Annotated in this window: 18 protein-coding genes and 1 riboswitch; of the genes, 7 read left to right on the top strand and 11 right to left on the bottom strand. The window is 62.9% G+C overall.

Features of this window, described 5'->3' with window-relative positions; all coding sequences use genetic code 11:
* Positions 1–50 precede the first annotated feature (50 nt).
* From mmsA to araD1, 3 genes are all read left to right on the top strand, one after another.
* On the top strand, positions 51–1,583 hold the full coding sequence (gene mmsA / locus LB557_RS16410; RefSeq protein ID WP_140660687.1) for a multiple monosaccharide ABC transporter ATP-binding protein: 1,533 nt from the start codon (positions 51–53) through the stop codon (positions 1,581–1,583).
* On the top strand, positions 1,580–2,872 hold the full coding sequence (mmsB, locus tag LB557_RS16415) for a multiple monosaccharide ABC transporter permease (RefSeq protein WP_015319284.1): 1,293 nt from the start codon (positions 1,580–1,582) through the stop codon (positions 2,870–2,872). Before mmsA ends, mmsB begins: the two co-directional genes overlap by 4 nt.
* A 203-nt stretch (positions 2,873–3,075) precedes the next feature.
* Positions 3,076–4,068 (top strand): AraD1 family protein, encoded by a 993-nt coding sequence (araD1, locus tag LB557_RS16420; RefSeq protein WP_015319285.1) that lies wholly within the window; start codon positions 3,076–3,078, stop codon positions 4,066–4,068.
* 147 nt (positions 4,069–4,215) lie between these two features.
* On the opposite strand, the gene LB557_RS16425 is transcribed toward araD1, so the two are convergent.
* Positions 4,216–5,310, bottom strand: coding sequence for a 2'-deoxycytidine 5'-triphosphate deaminase (locus LB557_RS16425; protein WP_140713983.1), 1,095 nt, complete (start codon positions 5,308–5,310; stop codon positions 4,216–4,218).
* A 159-nt stretch (positions 5,311–5,469) separates the two neighbouring features.
* A riboswitch (SAM riboswitch) is annotated at positions 5,470–5,547 on the top strand.
* A gap of 56 nt (positions 5,548–5,603) precedes the next feature.
* Between LB557_RS16425 and LB557_RS16430 the strand changes: the two genes are divergently transcribed.
* Positions 5,604–6,794 (top strand): O-succinylhomoserine sulfhydrylase, encoded by a 1,191-nt coding sequence (locus LB557_RS16430; protein ID WP_140878236.1) that lies wholly within the window; start codon positions 5,604–5,606, stop codon positions 6,792–6,794.
* A 30-nt stretch (positions 6,795–6,824) separates the two neighbouring features.
* Here the strand turns inward: LB557_RS16430 and LB557_RS16435 are convergent, their stop codons facing one another.
* Positions 6,825–7,976: a ceramide glucosyltransferase gene (locus tag LB557_RS16435; RefSeq protein ID WP_224643242.1), complete on the bottom strand. Its 1,152-nt coding sequence runs from the start codon at positions 7,974–7,976 to the stop codon at positions 6,825–6,827.
* Between the two features lie 219 nt (positions 7,977–8,195).
* Between LB557_RS16435 and apaG the strand changes: the two genes are divergently transcribed.
* A complete protein-coding gene (gene apaG / locus LB557_RS16440; protein WP_023772981.1) occupies positions 8,196–8,588 on the top strand; it encodes a Co2+/Mg2+ efflux protein ApaG in 393 nt (130 codons plus the stop codon).
* 74 nt (positions 8,589–8,662) lie between these two features.
* Here apaG and LB557_RS16445 read toward each other — a convergent pair whose 3' ends face one another.
* The 3 genes from LB557_RS16445 to LB557_RS16455 all read right to left on the bottom strand — a co-directional run bounded on the left by LB557_RS16445 (position 8,663) and on the right by LB557_RS16455 (position 11,952).
* Complete coding sequence (locus LB557_RS16445) at positions 8,663–9,694, bottom strand: Hsp33 family molecular chaperone (protein WP_140660684.1); 1,032 nt, start codon at positions 9,692–9,694, stop codon at positions 8,663–8,665.
* Positions 9,695–9,824: 130 nt separating this feature from the next.
* Positions 9,825–10,736, bottom strand: coding sequence for an ornithine carbamoyltransferase (argF, locus tag LB557_RS16450; RefSeq protein WP_140660683.1), 912 nt, complete (start codon positions 10,734–10,736; stop codon positions 9,825–9,827).
* A 16-nt stretch (positions 10,737–10,752) separates the two neighbouring features.
* Entirely contained in the window at positions 10,753–11,952 is a 1,200-nt protein-coding gene (locus tag LB557_RS16455) for an aspartate aminotransferase family protein (protein ID WP_224643241.1), read from the bottom strand.
* A 356-nt stretch (positions 11,953–12,308) separates the two neighbouring features.
* Between LB557_RS16455 and LB557_RS16460 the strand changes: the two genes are divergently transcribed.
* The gene (locus tag LB557_RS16460; RefSeq protein WP_140614743.1) at positions 12,309–12,827 is read left to right on the top strand and encodes a GcrA family cell cycle regulator; all 519 of its coding nucleotides are present in this window, start codon (positions 12,309–12,311) and stop codon (positions 12,825–12,827) included.
* 71 nt (positions 12,828–12,898) lie between these two features.
* On the opposite strand, the gene LB557_RS16465 is transcribed toward LB557_RS16460, so the two are convergent.
* The 3 genes from LB557_RS16465 to LB557_RS16475 all read right to left on the bottom strand — a co-directional run bounded on the left by LB557_RS16465 (position 12,899) and on the right by LB557_RS16475 (position 16,109).
* A complete protein-coding gene (locus LB557_RS16465; RefSeq protein WP_224643240.1) occupies positions 12,899–13,906 on the bottom strand; it encodes a magnesium and cobalt transport protein CorA in 1,008 nt (335 codons plus the stop codon).
* 97 nt (positions 13,907–14,003) lie between these two features.
* Positions 14,004–14,729, bottom strand: a complete 726-nt coding sequence (gene phoU, locus LB557_RS16470; protein ID WP_015319295.1) for a phosphate signaling complex protein PhoU — start codon at positions 14,727–14,729, stop codon at positions 14,004–14,006.
* A 114-nt stretch (positions 14,730–14,843) separates the two neighbouring features.
* Entirely contained in the window at positions 14,844–16,109 is a 1,266-nt protein-coding gene (locus tag LB557_RS16475; RefSeq protein WP_224643239.1) for an ATP-binding protein, read from the bottom strand.
* A gap of 156 nt (positions 16,110–16,265) precedes the next feature.
* On the opposite strand from LB557_RS16475, the gene ppk2 reads away from it, so the two are divergent.
* Entirely contained in the window at positions 16,266–17,174 is a 909-nt protein-coding gene (ppk2, locus tag LB557_RS16480) for a polyphosphate kinase 2 (RefSeq protein WP_140878245.1), read from the top strand.
* Positions 17,175–17,247: 73 nt separating this feature from the next.
* Here ppk2 and LB557_RS16485 read toward each other — a convergent pair whose 3' ends face one another.
* The 3 genes from LB557_RS16485 to LB557_RS16495 form a co-directional block, all read right to left on the bottom strand.
* Entirely contained in the window at positions 17,248–17,997 is a 750-nt protein-coding gene (locus tag LB557_RS16485; RefSeq protein WP_140787177.1) for an enoyl-CoA hydratase-related protein, read from the bottom strand.
* Positions 17,994–18,632, bottom strand: coding sequence for an acyl-homoserine-lactone synthase (locus LB557_RS16490; protein WP_015319299.1), 639 nt, complete (start codon positions 18,630–18,632; stop codon positions 17,994–17,996). The genes LB557_RS16485 and LB557_RS16490 overlap by 4 nt, the downstream gene beginning before the upstream one ends.
* A gap of 98 nt (positions 18,633–18,730) precedes the next feature.
* The gene (locus tag LB557_RS16495; RefSeq protein WP_041163567.1) at positions 18,731–19,462 is read right to left on the bottom strand and encodes a helix-turn-helix transcriptional regulator; all 732 of its coding nucleotides are present in this window, start codon (positions 19,460–19,462) and stop codon (positions 18,731–18,733) included.
* Between the last annotated feature and the right edge of the window lie 167 nt (positions 19,463–19,629).

The raw sequence follows: 19,629 nt of genomic DNA on the forward strand, positions 1-19,629 counted from the left end.
TTTCCGTCAGGAATCGCCTAAGAAAGAAAGTCTAGGAGGAGCTTGCCCTGATGACCTCGACGATTTTGGAGATGCGCGACATCACCAAGACGTTCCCCGGCGTGAAGGCGCTGTCGAACGTCAACCTCCACGTCGAGGAAGGCGAAATCCATGCCGTGGTCGGCGAGAACGGCGCCGGAAAATCGACACTGATGAAGGTGCTTTCGGGCGTCTATCCCTCCGGCACCTATGATGGCCAGATCATCTTTCAGGGCCAGGAATGCCAGTTCAAAGGCATTCATGACAGCGAACACAAGGGCATCGTCATCATCCACCAGGAGCTCGCGCTGGTGCCGATGCTGTCGATCGCCGAAAACATTTTCCTCGGCAACGAGCAAGCCAGATACGGCGTCATCGACTGGGACGCCAACGAGGCGCGCACGGCCGAGCTTTTGAAGAAAGTCGGGCTCAAGGAAGACCCCAAGACGCTGATCACCCATATCGGCGTCGGCAAGCAGCAGCTGGTCGAGATCGCCAAGGCGCTCAGCAAGGAAGTGAAGCTGCTGATCCTCGACGAGCCGACAGCATCGCTCAGCGAGAAGGACAGCCAGGCGCTGCTCGATCTATTGCTCGAGTTCAAGCGGCAGGGCATGACCTCGATTCTGATCTCCCACAAGCTCAACGAGGTGAACCGCGTCGCCGACAAGGTGACGGTGATCCGCGACGGGCGCACGATCGAGACATTGCCGAGGAAGGACATCAGCGAGGACCGCATCATCACCTCGATGGTCGGCCGATCCCTCGACGATCGCTACCCGCCGCGCGAACCTAGCATCGGCGACGTCATTTTCGAGGTCAAGGACTGGTCCGTCTACCACCCGATCCATGCCGAACGGCAAGTGATCAAGAGCATCGACCTCAAGGTGCGCAAGGGCGAAGTTGTCGGCATAGCGGGACTGATGGGCGCCGGTCGCACCGAATTCGCCATGAGCCTGTTCGGCCGCTCCTATGGCCGGCGCATCAGCGGCGAGGTGCTGCTCAACGGCAAGCCCGTGGACCTTTCCACAGTGGGCAAGGCCGTGCAGAACGGCATCGCCTATGTCACCGAGGACCGCAAGACCTACGGGCTGAACCTCATCGACCATATCAAGCACAATGTGACGCTGGCCAACCTCGGCGGCGTTTCCAGTGGCGGCGTGATCGACGATATGCGCGAAATGAGCGTCGCCAACGACTATCGCAAGAAGACCAATATCCGTGCCTCCAGCGTCTATCAGCTGACCGGCAATCTGTCGGGCGGCAACCAGCAGAAGGTGGTGCTTTCGAAATGGCTGTTCGCCGACCCGGAAGTTCTGATCCTCGATGAGCCGACGCGCGGCATCGACGTCGGCGCCAAGTACGAAATCTATACAATCATCGCTCGCCTCGCCGCCGAGGGCAAAGCAATCATCGTCATCTCGTCTGAAATGCCGGAATTGCTCGGCATCACCGACAGAATCTATGTCATGAACGAAGGGCGCATCGTCGGCGAAATGGCGGCAAGCGACGCCAGCCAGGAAAAAATCATGCGCGCCATTGTTCGCGGAGAAGGAAAAGCATCATGAGCACAGACAGCGCTCCCGCACCCCAAAGCGGCACCGCCGAGGACGTCAAGCAGGGTCCTCGCGTCGCCGTCTCGGCGCTGACGACGAACCTGCGCGAATACGGCCTGATCATCGCGCTGATCGTCATCATGCTGTTCTTCCAGTACACGACGTCGGGAACGCTGTTCAAACCGGTCAACCTCAGCAACCTGGTGCAGCAGAACTCGTTCATCATCGTGATGGCGCTCGGCATGCTGCTGGTCATCGTCGCCGGCTATATCGATCTCAGCGTAGGATCGGTCGCCGGCTTCATCGGCGCGCTTGCCGCCATGATGATGGTCATCTGGCCGCTCGGCATATTCAGCAATCCGCTCGTTGTCTCGATCGTCTGCCTCATCGTCGGCGGGTTGATCGGTGGCGCGCAAGGGTACTGGATCGCCTATCACCGCATACCAAGCTTCATCGTGACGCTCGCCGGCATGCTGATCTTCCGCGGCATCTGCCAGGCGCTGCTTGGCGGCGGCTCCTCGGTCGGCCCGCTTCCCGACAGTTTCAAGGCGCTGAGTTCCGGTTTCATCCCCGATGTGATCGGCCCGCTGACCCTGATCCCGCCGACGGTGAACGCGGCCGGCAAGACCGTTTTGGGCAGTGGCCTGACGCTTCACATGACGACAGTCGTGCTGGGCCTGATCGCGGTGCTCGCCTACGCCTATTTCGGCTTCAGGACGCGACGCAAGCGCGAACTCCACGGTTATGAGGCCGAGCCTTTCACCCTGTTCGTCATCAAGACCCTGGTCGGCAGCGCGCTGGCGCTCTTCCTGGTCTTCCAGTTCGCGACATATCGGGGCCTGCCGATCGTGCTCCTGGTGATGGGCGTGCTGATCTCGCTGTTCGTCTTCGTCACCAAGCGCATGACCATCGGCCGCCGCATCTACGCCATGGGAGGCAACGCCAAGGCGGCGCAACTGTCGGGCATCAACACCGAAAGGCTGACGCTCTGGGTGTTCGTCAATATGGGCGTTCTGTCGGCGCTCGGCGGGCTGATCATCGCCGCACGTCTCGGCCAGGCCGTGCCGGCCGCGGGCCTCGGCAGCGAGCTCGACGTGATCGCGGCCGTCTTCATCGGCGGCGCCTCGGCGATGGGCGGCGTCGGCCAGGTCATCGGCGCGGTGGTCGGCGGCTTCATCATGGGCGTGATGAACAACGGCATGTCCATCATGGGCGTCAATGTCGACTGGCAGCAGGTGGTCAAGGGCCTGGTGCTGCTCGGGGCCGTCATCTTCGACGTCTACAACAAGAACAAGGCTTGAGGGCCGGGGGCGAGGACTAGGAGGCATACGGGTTCTAGATCGCGAGGCTGCCGGCAGCCCGTCGGCACCAAGAAGTCCGGGGAAGGACCAGGCTCGCGAACGCAATCCGGACGAAGCGTTTCAACCGTGGCGCGTTTCCGCGCCGCGCCGGTTAGGATTTGCCCATCGGCAGCCGGATACAGATAAATGAGAGAGGACTGATCATGCTGATCTCGCAGATTCTCGACGACGCCGAGACGATCCGTGTCGTTGCCCGCAGCGGCGGGAAGACCCGGATCATCAACGGGGCGCGCAGCGTCTATTCGCTGGCGATGGAGGCTGCCCGCACCGGCGTCGGCCTGGCCGCCCTGATCGAACGCAAGGGGCTTGGCGAGACGATCGATCTCGACGCCGCCTACAAGCGGGGGCGCCTGCTGTCGCCGATCAACCACCCCGACCCGGCGCATCTGCACTTGACCGGCACCGGGCTGACGCATCTGGGGTCGGCCGCGACGCGCGATTCCATGCACAAGAAGCTCAGCACCGACGGCGAGGAGCAACTCACCGATTCCATGAAGATGTTCCGCATGGGACTGGAAGGCGGCAAGCCCGCGAAAGGCCAGGTCGGCGTGCAGCCGGAATGGTTCTACAAGGGCAACGGCACCATGGCGGTCGCGCCTGGCGCGGCGCTCATGTCGCCGGCCTTTGCCAAGGATGCCGGCGAGGAACCCGAGGTCGCCGGGATCTATGTCATCGGCGATGACGGGGCGCCGTTCCGCGTCGGCTTCACCTTGTCGAACGAATTCTCGGACCATGTGACCGAGCGCGTGAACTATCTCTTCCTCGCCCACTCCAAGCTGCGCAATGCGTCCTTCGGTCCGGAGATCCTGATCGGAGACCTGCCTTCGGACATCCGCGGCACGTCGCGTATCCTGCGCGACGGCAAGGCATTGTGGGAAAAGCCCTTCCTGTCGGGTGAAACGAACATGTCCCACACCATCGCCAATCTCGAACACCACCACTTCAAATATTCGGCCTTCCGCCAGCCTGGCGACGTGCATGTGCATATGTTCGGCACCGCGACGCTATCCTTCGCCGACGGCATCAAGACGGAAGCCGGCGACGTGTTCGAGATCGAGGCCGGGGATTTCGGACTGCCGCTGCGCAACCCGCTCGAGATCGAGAAGCCGGTGAAGGTGTCGGTGAAGGCGCTTTGAAGCCATGAGCGCGTGATTCCCCTCTCGTGGGGAATGGCTGGCAAGCCAGAGCGGGGCGCTGTCCCGCCGATCTAGCAATAGGTTTCAGTCACGCCTTCGTCCCTGCCGGGCATCTCTCCCACAAGAGCGAGGTCGGCAGCTTCGACTTTAGCGCACGGCGCGGAAATGCTTCGACAGCTTCAGGCCCTGCGCCTGGTAGTTCGAGCCGAGATCGGTGCCGTAGAGCGCCTGCGGTCGCTTCAGCATATGCTCGTAGACCAGCCGGCCGACGATCTGGCCGTGGTCGAGGATGAACGGCACTTCGTGGCTGCGCACTTCGAGCACCGCCCGGCTGCCGGTGCCGCCGGCCGCCGAATGGCCGAAACCCGGATCGAAAAAGCCGGCATAGTGGACGCGAAACTCGCCGACCAGCGGATCGAACGGCGTCATCTCGGCGGCGTAGAGCGGCGGCACATGCACCGCCTCCTGGCTGACGAGGATGTAGAACTCGTCGGGATCGAGCACCAGTTCGCCGGCGCGGCTCTTGTGGATCGGCTCCCAGAAGTCGAGGACATCCTGCGCGGCGCGCTTGTCGACATCGACGAGGCCGGTGTGGTGCTTGCCGCGATAGCCGACCAGCCCATCCTTGTCGCCATTGAGGTCGATCGACAGCGCGATGCCGCCGCCGGAAATGTTCGGCGGCTCCGTGGCGACCAGCATCTCGGCACGATGCAGCTCATGCAACTCGGCTTCCGAAAGCAGCGCGTTGCCGGTGCGAAAGCGGATTTGAGACAGGCGCGAACCCGTGCGCGCGATGATCGGAAAGGTGCGCGGGCTGACCTCGAGATAGAGCGGACCGTTGTAGCCGGCGGCGATCTTATCGAACTCATGGCCCCGATCGGTCATGACGCGGGTGAAGATGTCGAGCCGCCCGGTCGAGCTCTTCGGATTGGCCGAGGCCGAAATGTCAGCCGGCAGGGCCAGACTTTCGAGCAGCGGCACAATATAGACGCAGCCGGTTTCGAGGACCGCGCCTTCGGTCAGACTGATCTCGTGCAGTTGCAGCCGATCGAGCTTTTCCGACACCTTGTGGTTGGGACCGGGCAGGAACGAGGCGCGAACCCGCCAGGCCTTTTCGCCCAATCTGAGATCAAGGCTCGCCGGCTGGATCTGGTCGGCATCGAGCGCACGCGGCGACTTCAGCGCGCCGGACCGGAACAGCGCCGAAATGTCCTGATCGGGAAGAATGCCTGTCTGCCGCAAAGTCTGGCTCCGCCCCAAGACTGGTCTCTATTCGTTGCAGGTTCTTGTTTGTTGCAGGTTCTTGCCGCAAAACCGCCGGGCACTTCTGCGGAACCTGCCTTGGTACAAACGTCTTAATGAAGCCGGCAATTGACGCAAGCGTGGCGCGGGTCTAAAGGGTCGTTATCCCGTGGTGATTTGGCCGGTCGGCTTGCAGCCACGTTAAACAAGTCGCTAAAGGACCGTCGGGCCGCAAGGCCGTATGGACCGGTTGCGACTTTCGCGGCCGGTTTTTTTGTGTCTGGAACAAAGCTATGAGCACCAAGAAGCGCAACTGGAAACCTCAGACGGCACTCGTGCATGGCGGAACCCTGCGTTCCGGCTTCGGCGAAACCTCCGAGGCGATGTACCTGACCCAGGGTTATGTCTATCAGACGGCGCAGGCCGCCGAGGCCCGCTTCAAGGGCGAAGAGCCTGGTTTCATCTATTCGCGCTACGCCAACCCGACCGTCGACATGTTCGAAAAGCGCATGTGCGCGCTTGAAGGCGCCGAAGACGCGCGCGCCACGGCGTCGGGCATGGCGGCGGTGACGGCTGCCCTTCTGTGCAGCGTCAAGGCCGGCGACCACATCGTGGCCGCGCGCGCGCTGTTCGGCTCCTGCCGCTGGGTGGTCGAGACGCTGGCGCCGCGCTATGGCATCGAGGCGACCTTGGTCGACGGCACCGAGATCGCCAATTGGGAAAAGGCGGTCAGGCCGAACACCAAGCTGTTCTTCCTGGAAAGTCCGACCAACCCGACGCTCGAGGTCGTCGACATCGCCGCCGTCGCCTCGCTTGCTAATTCGATCGGCGCGCGGCTGGTCGTCGACAATGTTTTTGCCACGCCGCTGCAACAGAAGCCGTTGCAGCTTGGTGCGCACATCGTCGTCTACTCGGCCACCAAGCACATTGACGGCCAGGGCCGCTGCCTGGGCGGCGTCATCCTGTCGGACAAGAAGTGGATTGACGAGAACCTGCACGACTATTTCCGCCACACCGGTCCCAGCCTGTCGCCGTTCAACGCCTGGACGCTGCTGAAGGGCCTGGAAACCTTGCCGCTGCGCGTGCGCCAGCAGACCGAGAGCGCCGGCAGGATCGCCGACTTCCTGGCCGGGCAGCCGCAGATCGCCCGCGTCATCTATCCCGGCCGCGCCGACCACCCGCAGGCCGATATCGTCAAGAAGCAGATGTCGGGTGGCTCGACGCTGATCTGCCTCGACGTCAAGGGCGGCAAGCCGGCGGCCTTCGCCCTGCAGAACGCCCTCGACATCGTGCTGATCTCGAACAATCTGGGCGATGCCAAGAGCCTGATCACCCATCCGGCGACGACCACCCACAAGAACCTCAGCGATGAGGCCCGCGCCGAACTCGGCATCGGGCCCGGTACGCTCAGGCTGTCGGTCGGCCTGGAGGATACGGACGATCTGCTGGAAGATATCGCGCAAGCCTTGAAGGCCACCAAATAGGTTTGGTCCAGGCAGCGTCGTCAGCAGCGATTAGGCGCTCGACGGCGTCTCCTCCAGTTCCGCCGTCTTGGTCCGGATGGTCATGGCGTTGCCGCGCCAGTCGACGGCGCCGTCGAGCCAGCCGCGCGCCCAGATGGCCGGGAGCATGACGTCCCGCGCGACCGTCGCCGCGATCATGCCCGTCGAGACGTGCCAACCCTTGGCCAGGGCCAGAGCGCATTCCGGAAGATAGAATGCCGTCAGCACGGCAATCGCGGTTGCCCAGAGGCTGACGCCGGCGCTCGCCGCGGCAATCAGCGCAAGAGCCAGCGGGACTGCCGCACCAGTCAGGATCTCGGGTGCGAAGAACAGCGGGAAGGTGACGCGGCGCAGGCGCGCCCAGCGGGCCTGGCGCGACCAGATTTCGCCAAACGTGCGCTGGCCGAGCGGCTGCTCGAAGGGGGCGGCAACGAGGTTGACACGCAGGCCGAGGCCATTCACCAGCTTGGTTGCGGCGGCGTCCTCGGCGATCTCGGCGGCCAGCGCGCGTATGCCGCCATTGGCGTCCAGCATCGGCTTGTTCCACAGCATGCTCTTGCCCTGCGCGAAGCCGAGGCCGAGCGCCGCGCCGGCATACTGCCAGCGGGCCTGCAATGTGTTGAGGAAGGCGCATTCGACGTCGGCCCAGAAACCATCTGGCCTGGAGCCGATCGGCGTCGAGCAGACAAGGCCGGTACCGTGCTGCCACGCCGCCATCATGTGCTCGACATAGTCCCGAGGCATCAGAACGTTGGAATCGGCAAGAATGACCCAGTCGTGGCGCGCCGCTTCCCAGCCTTTGACGCAATTGTTGAGCTTTGGATTGGCACTGACACGATCGTCGCCGATCAACAGCCGGGCCGGCACCTGCGGAAACCGGGCAATCGCCCTGTTTATCAGTTTCACCACCGGGTCGTCGGCATGGGCGACGCAGAAGATCAGTTCGTAGCGCGGCCAGTCGAGCGCGAAGGCGCGTTCCAGCGTCTCATGTGTGAATGGCTCGACGCCGCGCGACGGGACGACAATCGACACCGCCGGCGATCTGCCCGCCGGCGGGGCAATCGTGGTGCGCCGTTTCAGCTGTGAAGCGGCAAGCAGGATGCTGGCAGCGTTCGAGAGGATGAGTGCGGTCGAAAGCGAGGCGGATATGAGAGTGAGTTCCATCGAGATCTGGTCACTCCGGAAGTCGGCCCGCGTCGCGGCCGTTTTCAACAGTTCGACAGAGGGCCGAGTCGCCCGGTTCGCGCACACCACCATTGTCGTGTGTCACTTAAATGACATTCTTTGCCGGCACCTGCGTTTCAATCCCAGGCGCGACAAGACGCGCACGTTGACCTGCTCACCGCGAGCGTCGAAAGTCGTCGGATTGTTTTGGAGCCGCTCATGTACCGCGCCGTGACGCGCAACATCGAAGTGCAGGTCAGGCCGTTCTATCTGGAGGATCGTTCAGATCCCCAGGAGAACCGCTACGTCTGGGGCTATCAGATAACGATCGACAACCAGTCTGACGAGTTCGTGCAGCTTCTGTCGCGCTATTGGCACATCACCGATGGTGCCGGCCGGGTCGAGGAGGTGCGCGGGCCGGGCGTTGTCGGCGACCAGCCGGAACTCAATCCCGGCGACAGCTATCAGTACACGTCCGGCTGCCCGCTCTCGACACCCTCCGGGATCATGGTCGGACGCTACACGATGCGCAACAAGCGCGGCGAGACGTTCGACATCGCCATCCCGGCCTTCTCGCTCGATCTGCCGGGGACAAGGCGCACGGTGAACTGAGCGCCGACGGTCGCGCCGCCCCTCATCCGCCCTTCGGGCACCTTCTCCCCGCGGAACGGAGAGAAGGAAAGGCTTTACTGAGCCGCAAACTCGGCTGGATCGAAGTCGTACTGCGTCGAGCAGAATTCGCAGGCGACATGGATGCCGCCATCCTCGGTGCTGTCCTTGATCTCCTGCGCGGAGAAGCCTTCGAGGATGCCACGGATCTTGTCGCGGGAGCATGAGCACTGGTCGGCCACGGGAACGCCGCCGAAGACGCGCACGCCATGCTCATGGAACAGACGATACAGCAGCCGCTCGGCGCCGATGGTCGGGTCGATCAATTCGGTCGGCTCGATGGTGCCGAGCAAGGCCAGGAGTTCCTGCCAGGAATTATCGGCCGGATCGTGGACTTCCTCGCGCGGATCGCCGTCCCCACCCGGCAGGTCCGGAATGCGCATGCGCTCGGGCGATTGCGGCAGGAACTGCGCCAGGATGCCGCCGGCGCGCCATTGCTCGCGCGCGCCGCCGATCCCGGGCGTCAGCAGCTTGGCGACCGAGAGCCTGATATCGGTCGGGATCTGTTCCGACTGACGGAAATAGGTGCGCGCCGCGTCTTCCAGCGTTTCGCCGTCGAGCTGGACGATGCCTTGGTAGCGCTGAGTATGGGCGCCCTGGTCGATGGTCAGCGCCAGCACGCCGCTGCCAAGCAGCGTCTGCTGGGACGTCTCGCCTGCCGCGACCAGTGCTTCGAGCCGATCCGCATCGAAGCGTGCATAGGCACGCAGTGCCGAGGGCGTGGAGAAGTCCGCGACCAGCATGTCGACAGGCCCGTCGGTGCGGGTCTGCAGGATGAACTTGCCTTCGAATTTGAGCGAGGTGCCGAGCAGAACGGTCAGCACACAGGCTTCCGCCAGCAGGCGGGCGACCGGCTCGGGATAATCGTGGCGGCCAAGGATGGCGTCGAGCATCGGCCCAAGCTGGACCGTGCGGCCGCGCACGTCGAGCGGACCGACCTCGAAGGGAACGACGTGATCGTCGCCGGCGTAGCCGAACTCGCCGAGTTTGGGGTGATGTTCAGTCACTTGATGGCTTTCCAACATGACAAAGCTCCAGGGCGCGGCCATGCGGCCCTGGTGGGCACATGCGTCCAAACGCGCTTGATTTGCGTGATGCGGCGCAGATAGGCATCGCGCCGCCGCAGATCAAGCGCCTGGGCATTTCGGGCGCCCAAGACACTTCAAGCCCCAAGACACTTCAAGCACCGAGGCACCAGGCAAGCACTGCCTTCTGGGCATGGAGCCGGTTCTCGGCCTCGTCGAAGACCACCGAATGCGGCCCGTCGATGACCTCGTCGGTCACTTCCTCGCCGCGATGGGCCGGCAGGCAGTGCATGAACAATGCATCCGGCTTGGCCTTGGCCATCAGCGCCGCGTTGACCTGATAGGGCGAGAAGACATTGTGCCCGCGAGCACGGTGTTCCTGTCCCATCGACACCCAGCAATCGGTGACGATGCAGTCGGCCTGGTCGACGGCTTCCTCGGGCGAGCGGGTGAAATGCAGCTTGCCGCCATGCGCCTTGGACCAGTCGACATGCTTCTGCGCCGGTTCGCTGCCTTCGGGCACGGCGACGTTGAGATTGAAGCGGAACCGTGCCGAGGCCTCGAGCAGCGAGTGCAGCACATTGTTGCCGTCGCCGGTCCAGGCAATCGTCTTGCCGGCCACCGGACCGCGATGCTCCTCGAAAGTCATGATGTCGGCCATCAGCTGGCAGGGGTGGGTGTCGTCGGTCAGCCCGTTGATCACCGGAACGGTGGCATTCTCGGTCAGCTCCAGCAGCCGCTCATGCGAAGTGGTGCGGATCATGATCGCATCGACGTAGCGCGACAGCACCTTGGCGGTGTCGGCGATTGTCTCGGAGCGGCCGAGCTGCATCTCGGTGCCGGTCAGCATGATGGTCTCGCCGCCGAGCTGGCGCATGCCGACGTCGAAAGAAACGCGCGTGCGCGTCGACGGCTTGTCGAAGATCATGGCCAGCACCTTGCCTTCGAGCGGCTTGCTCCGCTCGCCGGCCTTGAGACGCGCCTTTCGCGTCACCGCATCATCCAGCATGAAGCGCAAATCGCCTTCGGAAACGGTGGAAAGATCGGTGAAATGGCGAACTGACATCAGGAATGGTTCCGGATTACTTCGCGGCGGCGGAGGCGATCGCCTCCGACAGGCCCTTGGCGCCGGCGCGGATGCGGTTGAGCGCTTCGTGAATCTCGGCGTCGGTGACGGTGAGCGGTGGCAGCAGGCGAATGACGTTGTCGCCGGCCGGAACCGCCAGCAAATGCTGGTCGCGCAGCGCCATGTTCACCTTGCCGTTGGGCATCGCGCATTTGAGGCCGAGCATCAGCCCGGTGCCCCTGATATCCTCTACAATTTCGGGGAATTCGTCGGCTGTCGAGGCTAGCCCCTGCTTCATCAGCAGCGCCTTGCGCTGGACATCCTCCAGGAAGCCGTCTTCCAGAACGACGTCGAGCACGGCGTTGCCGACCGCCATTGCGAGCGGATTGCCGCCGAATGTGGTGCCGTGCACGCCGGCGGTCATGCCGCCGGCCGCCTCGTCGGTGGCAAGGCAGGCGCCCATCGGGAAGCCGCCGCCAATGCCCTTGGCGATTGCCATGATGTCGGGCGTCACCGCAGACCACTCATGCGCGAACAGCTTGCCGGTACGGCCAATGCCGCACTGGACCTCGTCGTATATCAACAACAGGCCGTGCTGTTCGCAGAGCTGCCGCAGCCGCTTGAGCGACTGTGTCGGTACCGGGCGGATACCGCCCTCGCCTTGCACCGGCTCGATCAGGATCGCGGCGGTCTCGGGCGTGATCGCCTTCTCGGCGGCGTCGATGTCGTCGAAGCCAACCTGGTCGAAGCCTTCGACCTTGGGTCCGAAGCCCTCGAGATATTTGTACTGGCCGCCTGCCGCGATGGTCGCCAGCGTGCGGCCATGGAAGGCGCCTTCGAAGGTGATGATGCGGAAGCGCTCGGGATGTCCCTTGACGAAGTGGTAGCGCCGCGCCGTCTTGATCGCGCATTCCAGCGCCTCGGCGCCGGAATTGGTGAAGAACACCTTGTCGGCGAAGGTGGCATCAGCCAGCCGCTCGCCAAGTCTGCTCTGCCCCGGGATCTCATAGAGATTGGAGACGTGCCAGAGTTTCGCCGCCTGCTCGGTGAGGGCCGCGACAAGGTGCGGATGGCCATGGCCAAGCGAATTGACCGCGATGCCGCCGGCGAAATCGAGATATCGCTCGCCCTTGTCGGTAACCAGCCAAGTGCCTTCCCCATGGTCGAAGGCCAGGGGTGCGCGAGCAAAGGTCTCGTAAAGCGCCGAACCGCTCATTATATGCGTCTCCGGTACCGGAAAATCAAAAAAGCCGCCAAAGCGGCGGCCTTCTGCGGCTTATCGTGTTTTTCGGCCATGAAGTCAACGAAAACGTCGCGTAGTGGCGCGCGGCAAGCTCCCCGACGCAACGCCGGCTCATGAGCGACCGGGCAAGTTGGGGAAAACCGAAAAAACCGATTCGTGTTGCACTTGGGACTCTTGTCACCGAGTCAGCGCATAGAGTAGTTGTAGTCGAGAAATAACTAGATTTCGTGCGGCGGACCTAATCACCAGATATATGTGGTGTCTGCCCCAGCAGTGGTGCTGGGTCGGGAATGGATTCTGATTGCCGCACGCTTATAAGGAGCGCGGTCATGAACTGGACTGACGAGCGGGTAGAACTCTTGAGAAAACTGTGGTCGGAGGGTCTGAGCGCAAGCCAGATTGCTGCGCAGCTTGGAGGGGTCAGCCGCAATGCCGTCATCGGCAAGGTGCACCGGCTGAAGCTGTCGGGTCGCGGTCGCGCAACAGCGACGCCGGCGCGCCAGAAGAAGGCTACGCAGGGATCGACCGTCCAGAAATCGGTGGCGCGCGCCGCAAGCACGGCACGCCACGTCACGACTTCGATCGGCGCGACGGCCCTTCAGACGCAATTCGACGCCGAACCGGTGGCGCGGCACTACATCCGTCCGGTCGAGAACGTCGTAGTGCCGATCTCACGGCATCTGCAGCTCGTCGAACTGACCGAGCGCACCTGCAAATGGCCGAACGGCGATCCACTTTCGGAGGACTTCAATTTCTGCGGCAACGAAGCCGCTGAAACCGGTCCCTACTGTAAATACCATGCCCGCGTGGCGTTCCAGCCGGCGGCGGAGCGGCGGCGGAATAGATAAGCGGTGAGTAGTGAGGAAACAAGCGCTCCCACCAACCACTACCGACTACTGACTACTGACTACCGACTTCCTCACAGCCAGCCGTTCTTCCTGAAGCGCCAATAAAGGAAGCAGCAGATAAGCGCGATGGTAGCCAGCACCATCGGATAGCCATATTCCATCTTCAGCTCCGGCATGTCGGTGAAGTTCATGCCGTAGATGCCGGCGAATGCGGTTGGCACCGCCAGGATGGCCGCCCATGAAGCGAGTTTCTTGGAGATCGCCGTTTCCTGGCTTTGGCCGACCAGAAGACTGGCCTCGAAGGCAAAGGCCAGCACCTCGCGCAGACTGTCGATCTTCTCCTGGACGGTACGGATATGATCCGTAACGTCGCGGAACAGCGGGTGCATGGCCGAATGGATCTGCGGCAGGTCGGCGCTGGTCAGCCGGCGACAGACTTCCACCAGGGGCAATGCCGCGTTGCGCAGGCGCAGGAGGTCGCGGCGCAGCATGTAAAGGCGTTCGATGTCGGGGCCGGTCATCGGCTTCAGCAGGACCTTGTCCTCGATCGCCTCGACCTCGTCCTCGATCTGCTCGAGCACGGGCATGTAATTGTCGACGATGAAGTCGAGAATGGCATAGAGGACGAAATCCTCGCCCTTGGCCAGCGAGTGCGGGCAGCTTTCCCAGTGCTGCCGCACGGCGGCATAGGATGTCGAAGGACCGTGCCTGACGCTGACGATATAGCCTGAGCCGACAAACAGGTGTGTCTCGCCGAAGGTGACGCGCCCGTCGATCAGCTGCGCCGTGCGGGCGACGATGAACAGCGCATCGCCATATTGCTCGATCTTTGGCCGCTGGTGCGGATGCTCGGCATCCTCGATCGCCAGCTCATGGAGATGAAACTGCGCCTTGACGCGCAGCAGAAGTTCGCGGTCAGGCTCAAGCAGCCCGATCCAGACGACATGTCCCGACTTCTTGGCCCATTCGCCCGCTTCCTCGATCGGAATATCGGCGATGCGGCGCCCGGCGGTATAGACACCGCATGCGATGATGCCCGATGTCGGCGGCGAGGCCTTGAACTCCCGGACATATTCCATGGCAGCCTCCCGAAAGCGTTGCCTTCCCTGGGGAACCGGCAAGCTTATCTCCGGATAGTCTAGCGCAATATGATCAAGCGTTCGAGAGGACGTGCGTTCACTTCACCGGCAGCGCCTCGGGCAGGCCGATCTTGTCGGTCTTGTCGCCTTTCGGCCGGTCGGCGGGCATCTGGTCGCCGGTGACGATGTAATAGATGGTCTCGGCGATGTTGGTGGCGTGATCGCCGATCCGCTCGATATTCTTGGCGCAGAACAGCAGATGCGTACAGGGCGTGATGTTGCGCGGATCTTCCATCATGTAGGTCAGCAATTCGCGAAACAGCGACGTGTACATGGCATCGATCTGGTCGTCACGGTCGCGCACGAAGCCGATCTTGTCGACCGAGCGCGATGCATAGACGTCGAGGACTTCCTTCAGCTGGGTCAGCGCCAAATTGGCCAGAGCCTCCAGGCCGCGAAACAGGCTGGTCGGCTGCCGGCCGTCGGTAACGGCAACCACCCGCTTGGCGACGTTCTTGCCGAGGTCGCCGACGCGCTCGAGGTCGGCCGAAATGCGGATGGCGCCGACGATCTCGCGCAGGTCAGTCGCCATAGGCTGACGCCTGGCGATAATGATGATCGCCTTGTCGTCGATCTCACGCTGTCCCTCGTCCAGGACGGCGTCGTCTCGGATGACCTTCTGAGCCAGCCCCGGATCGGCATTGACCAGGGCGGCGACCGCCTGCTCGACCATGCGCTCGGCGTGCCCACCCATCGCGGCGATGCGCTTCGAAAGATATTTCAGTTCCTCGTCATAGGCGCTGACAATGTGAACGGACTGCATGGATGAAATGCCTTCCCACGGGATCTTGTCTTTGAGTCGTTTCCTCGAATCCCCGCTGATACGCTAACGGGATGACAGAAAAAAGAAACGGCCCCGTGGAAAACTAGGGCAGTATCAGTGCGCCGGCAAATGGACCGAGAAGGCGGCGCCCTTGCCGACCTCGGACCTGATCGTCAGCCTGGCGTTGTGACGTGTCAGGATGTGCTTGACGATCGACAGGCCAAGCCCCGTGCCCTTCTGGGTCCGGCTGGTCTCGACATCGATACGATAGAAGCGCTCGGTGATGCGCGGTATGTGCTCCTCGGGGATGCCGGGACCAAAATCCCTGATGGTGACGTCGATCCCGGGTTCGGAACCATCATCGCCGCGCGCGATCGACACCACGACACGACCGCCCGACTGGCCGTATTTGCAGGCATTTTCCAAAAGGTTCTCGAACACCTGGAACAGCTCGTCGCGATCGCCCGGCACATCGAGCGGCCCCTTGGCGAAATCGCGCTCGATGGCGACATTGTTTTCGCGGGCGAGCGGGCCGAGCGAATCGATGACGCTGTCGACGGTCTGGCGCAGATCGACTTCGGTTCCCGGCTTGAGATAGGGCTTCATCTCCAATCGCGACAGCGACAGGAGGTCGTCGATCAGGCGCGCCATGCGGCCGGTCTGGTTCTGCATGATCTGGAGGAACTGCTCGCGCGCCGCCGGATCGTTGCGGGCCGGTCCGCGCAGCGTTTCGATGAAGCCCGCGATCGAAGCCAGCGGGGTGCGCAATTCGTGACTGGCATTGGCGATGAAGTCGGCGCGCATGCGGTCGATACGCCGCGCCTCGCTCTGGTCCTTGAAAACCAGCACATAAAGATCGGTGCCATGCCCGACCGAGGATGCGCTGACCCGGTAGGCCCGTTCGACAGGCAGTTTCTCGGTGTAGTCGACGACATCCGAGGCGACAGTGCCCGACAGCACACTGTCCAGCAGCGCCTGCATTTCCGGCGCCCGGAATTTCAGCGGCAGCGATATGCCGGGCGCGATGCCGCCAAAGGCGGCAAAGGCGGCGGCGTTGGCGTGGACGATGGTGGCGGCGTGGTCGAAGATGATCAGCGGGTCGGCGACGGCGGCCGCCAGATATTCGCCGGACAGGCGCTGCAAGCCTATCGCCTCGATCGTCGCGGCATTCCCCGCGGAATGGCGGGCACCAGCGACCGGCAATATTGCCGCCGCCGGCAGCAGGAGCAGCGCCGGGACCAGCACATAGGCAGAAACGCCCGCGAAGCCAAAGGCGATCAGAACCGCCACGACACCGGCCGCGAGCAGCCAGCGGCTGTGCCACAGCCGAGCGGCCACAGCTTGCCCGGTGCTTTTCTGTTCTGCGCCCAGCTCGGTCATTCGCGCGCCCAGCCTCCACCGGTCAGACGGCGGCGAAAACTTCCGCTGGACCGCAAATCAAAAGTGCTACAGCCTCCTTTGCGCGTCCAAACGGAGGCGCGGCGCTGTAGTGGCTCCCAATAGCATGAGTCCAGACACTTAAAAGGGTTCGTCTGCATGAAAAAAGCCAACGACAATTCGGTTACTCCAACCTCAGGTCCGCTGAAAATCAGGATCGGCGGCAAGGAACGGGAGTTCGATATCGAGAATCCCGAGCTTCCGGACTGGGTCGAGGAGAACAAGCTGACCGCGGGCGGATATCCTTACGACAAGAAGATGAAGAGCGAGGAGTATGACGAGACGCTCGAGAAATTGCAGATAGAGCTCGTCAAGGCGCAGGCATGGCTGCAGGCGACCGGCAAGCGGATGATGGCGCTGTTCGAGGGTCGTGACGCGGCCGGCAAGGGCGGCACGATATTCGTGCTGCGCCAGTATCTTAACCCACGCACGGCGCGCAACGTCGCGCTGACCAAGCCAACCCCGACGGAACTGGGGCAATGGTACTACCAGCGCTACGCCGACCATTTCCCGACAGCGGGCGAATTCGTCACCTTCGACCGCTCCTGGTACAATCGTGCCGGCGTCGAGCCGGTGATGGGTTTTTGCACCCCCGAACAGCACGAGAAGTTTCTCGACGAGACGCCGCATTTCGAGCGCATGATCGTCAATGACGGCATCTATTTCTTCAAATTCTGGCTGAACATCGGCCGGGAGACGCAGCTCGAGCGCTTTCACGATCGCCGCTACAGCCCCCTGAAGAGCTGGAAGTTCTCGCCGATCGACATTGCGGGCATCACCAAGTGGGACGATTACACCAAGGCGCGCGACACCATGTTCGAGCGCACCCACAAGGAGTTCGCGCCATGGATGATCGTGCGGGCCAACGACAAGCGCCGCGCGCGGCTGGCGGTGATGCGCCGCATCCTGCTGTCGCTGCCCTACGAGGGGCGCGATCTCGACGCTATCGGTAAGGAAGATAAGAAGATCATCGGCGAAGGGCCGTCATTCCTGGGCAAGCAGGACTGACACTTTTGGCGCCGCGCGGCCAGAAAGGCAGCGCGGCGCGGTTGATGCAGGTCCTTTCTCTCGGCCTTTCGACTCAGGCCGCCAGCCTGGCGATCCGCTGCAACCGTCGCAACGTGGCGTCGTCCTGCAGCGCCTGCTGGAACAGCGATATCTCCTCGTCGATGCGCTCGCAAAGCGCGGCGGTGTTCCCCTTGAGCAGGCCCCGTGTCTGCAGCAAAGCGGCAACGGGCTTTTTGGCGAGCTGCCTGGCCCGGCCAAGCGCCGCTTCCTCGACGCTGCCTTCCGCGACGATCTCGGCGACGAGGCCGAGCGCCCTGGCGTCTTCGGCACCAAGCGTGTCGCCGAGACAGAAGAAGCGGAAAGCACCGGCATAGCCGAGTTTCTGCGGCGCCAGGATGCTGGTTGCCGCGTCCGGCACCAGGCCGAAATCGACGAACGGCACCCGGAAGGTGCTTTTTTCAGATGCGATCACCATGTCGCAATGGAACAGGATGGTGCAGCCGACGCCGACGGCATCGCCGTCGACACAGGCCAGGATCGGCTTTGGAAACGTCGCCAGCATGCGGAACATGTCGGTGACGGCGGCGATCAGCTTCTGGTGCTTGGCGGCATCCAGGAATTCGGAAAAGTCACCACCAAGGCAGAAGCAGCCGGCCAGGCCGCGCAGCACGACAACCCGCACCTCGTCATTCTCGGCGGCTTCATGGAACGTCCTGGCAAGGCTCTCATAGGCCCTCCGGTCGAGCACCGGCCGGCCGTCGTTCGACGACACGGTGACGATCAGTGTGTGGTTGCGCAGTTCGGGTTGCGGGTGCGCGCTCATGACGCCCTCCTTTGACCGAACATGTCGGGATATCCCCTGGCCAGGACGGGTGCATGATGATTGCGGCGCGAACGCACCACGTCCAGCGTGTGCTCGTTGAAGGTGAGCAGCGTCGCCACGACCTGCTGGTTGCCATAGGTGCGCTGATAACCGAGCGGCGTCGCCAGGAAGTGCAGTTGCAATGCGCGCAGCACCCACATCGGCTCGAACTCGATGATCACCTTGTCGACGCCGCGCTTCAGACCCCACTCGACGAAACCGGCTATCAATTCCGTGCCGACGGTCGAGACGCCGCGCCGGCCATCGCGAAAACCCGGAGCCACCGCGTAGCGGGTCAACTCCCAGATGTTGGGACCCGCCGGCGGCGTTCCTTCGGAGAGATCGGTCAACACCTCGGTCAACAAATGCGGCCGTGTGGTCGGCAACATCCTCTGATAGCCCGCGACTTCATTGCCCCTGATGACGATCTGATGCACCGCCTCGTCATGATCGAACTGGTCGACTTCAAATCCGTCGGGGCGCCGAAGGTCCTCCCATCCCATCTCCTCGACGAATATCCGGTAGCGCAGCCGATGGACGGCCTCCCAAAGGTCGGGACGTTCCATCAATTCCTTGGTCGTAAGACAAAAAAGCATTCCGTAGTCTCCTGTGGTTCAGGGGAAGATACGGCCGTGCTTCGATGCGAAAATTGCGTGATCACGTAGGCAAGAAGTTCTAGGCCTGCACGGCCGACCTAGCTAATGTAGCCGCGCCTTATCGCCTCGGCGACTGCCTGGACCCGGTTGACGGCACCGAGTTTGCTTTTGGCGTTAAGAAGATGTTTCTCCGAGGTGTGCTCGGAGATGCCGAGGATTTGGGAAATCTCCCATTCGGACTTGCCGACGGCAGCCCATTGCAGGCATTCGCGTTCGCGCGGCGTCAGCTCGATGTGATCGATCGTCGTGGTCGCCATGGTGTGGAGTTGCATGGCGCGGCCGACGGCATAGGTCGAGACCAGGGAGACCAGGCCGAACTCGGCCGCCGACAGTTCCACGGCCTCGCCCCCCAGCGACACCATGACGATTTCGCCGTCGAGCGTGATCAACGGAAAGGCCAGCCCGTCGCGCAACTTGAAGGCGCCGGCGTCGCCCATCACTTCGCCGCTGCTCTTGTCGATGCGGATGCCCTGGGCGGCTTCCCGCCACTGGAACGGCGCTTGCAGCTGTTTCATGTGACTGACGACGGGATCGTGATCGACATAGTTGCGCGTCACGTAGCGCTCGAGCCATTCGACCGGCCAGTCGCAGAGCAGCACATGCTGCTTCTGCTGGCCCGTCGGTGTGCCCGGCTGCGGAACGGTTCCGGCCATCAGCGCGGTCAGACCGAACTCCGACGTTACGCCCAACAGTTTCTCGCAGACCGCGGCCGCCGTTGCGGCGTGCTGCAGTTGATCTATGTATTCCAGCGTTCGATCGAACTGACTCATCGCAACATCAACCCCATGTTGCCTCATGCATTAAGTCCATGGTCCGCGCCTTCCCGGCACTTCGCCACCGACCACGGATTGCAAAGCGCCCGCTTCCGGTTGTGGTTCTCGACCCTGGTATTCCCACCAGGGCAGCCACCGCTGTTTGCAAACCGACCGAACCATAT

Origin of the sequence: Mesorhizobium sp. BR115XR7A (genome assembly GCF_020165315.1) — a bacterium.
In the GTDB taxonomy this organism is placed as follows: domain Bacteria; phylum Pseudomonadota; class Alphaproteobacteria; order Rhizobiales; family Rhizobiaceae; genus Mesorhizobium; species Mesorhizobium australicum.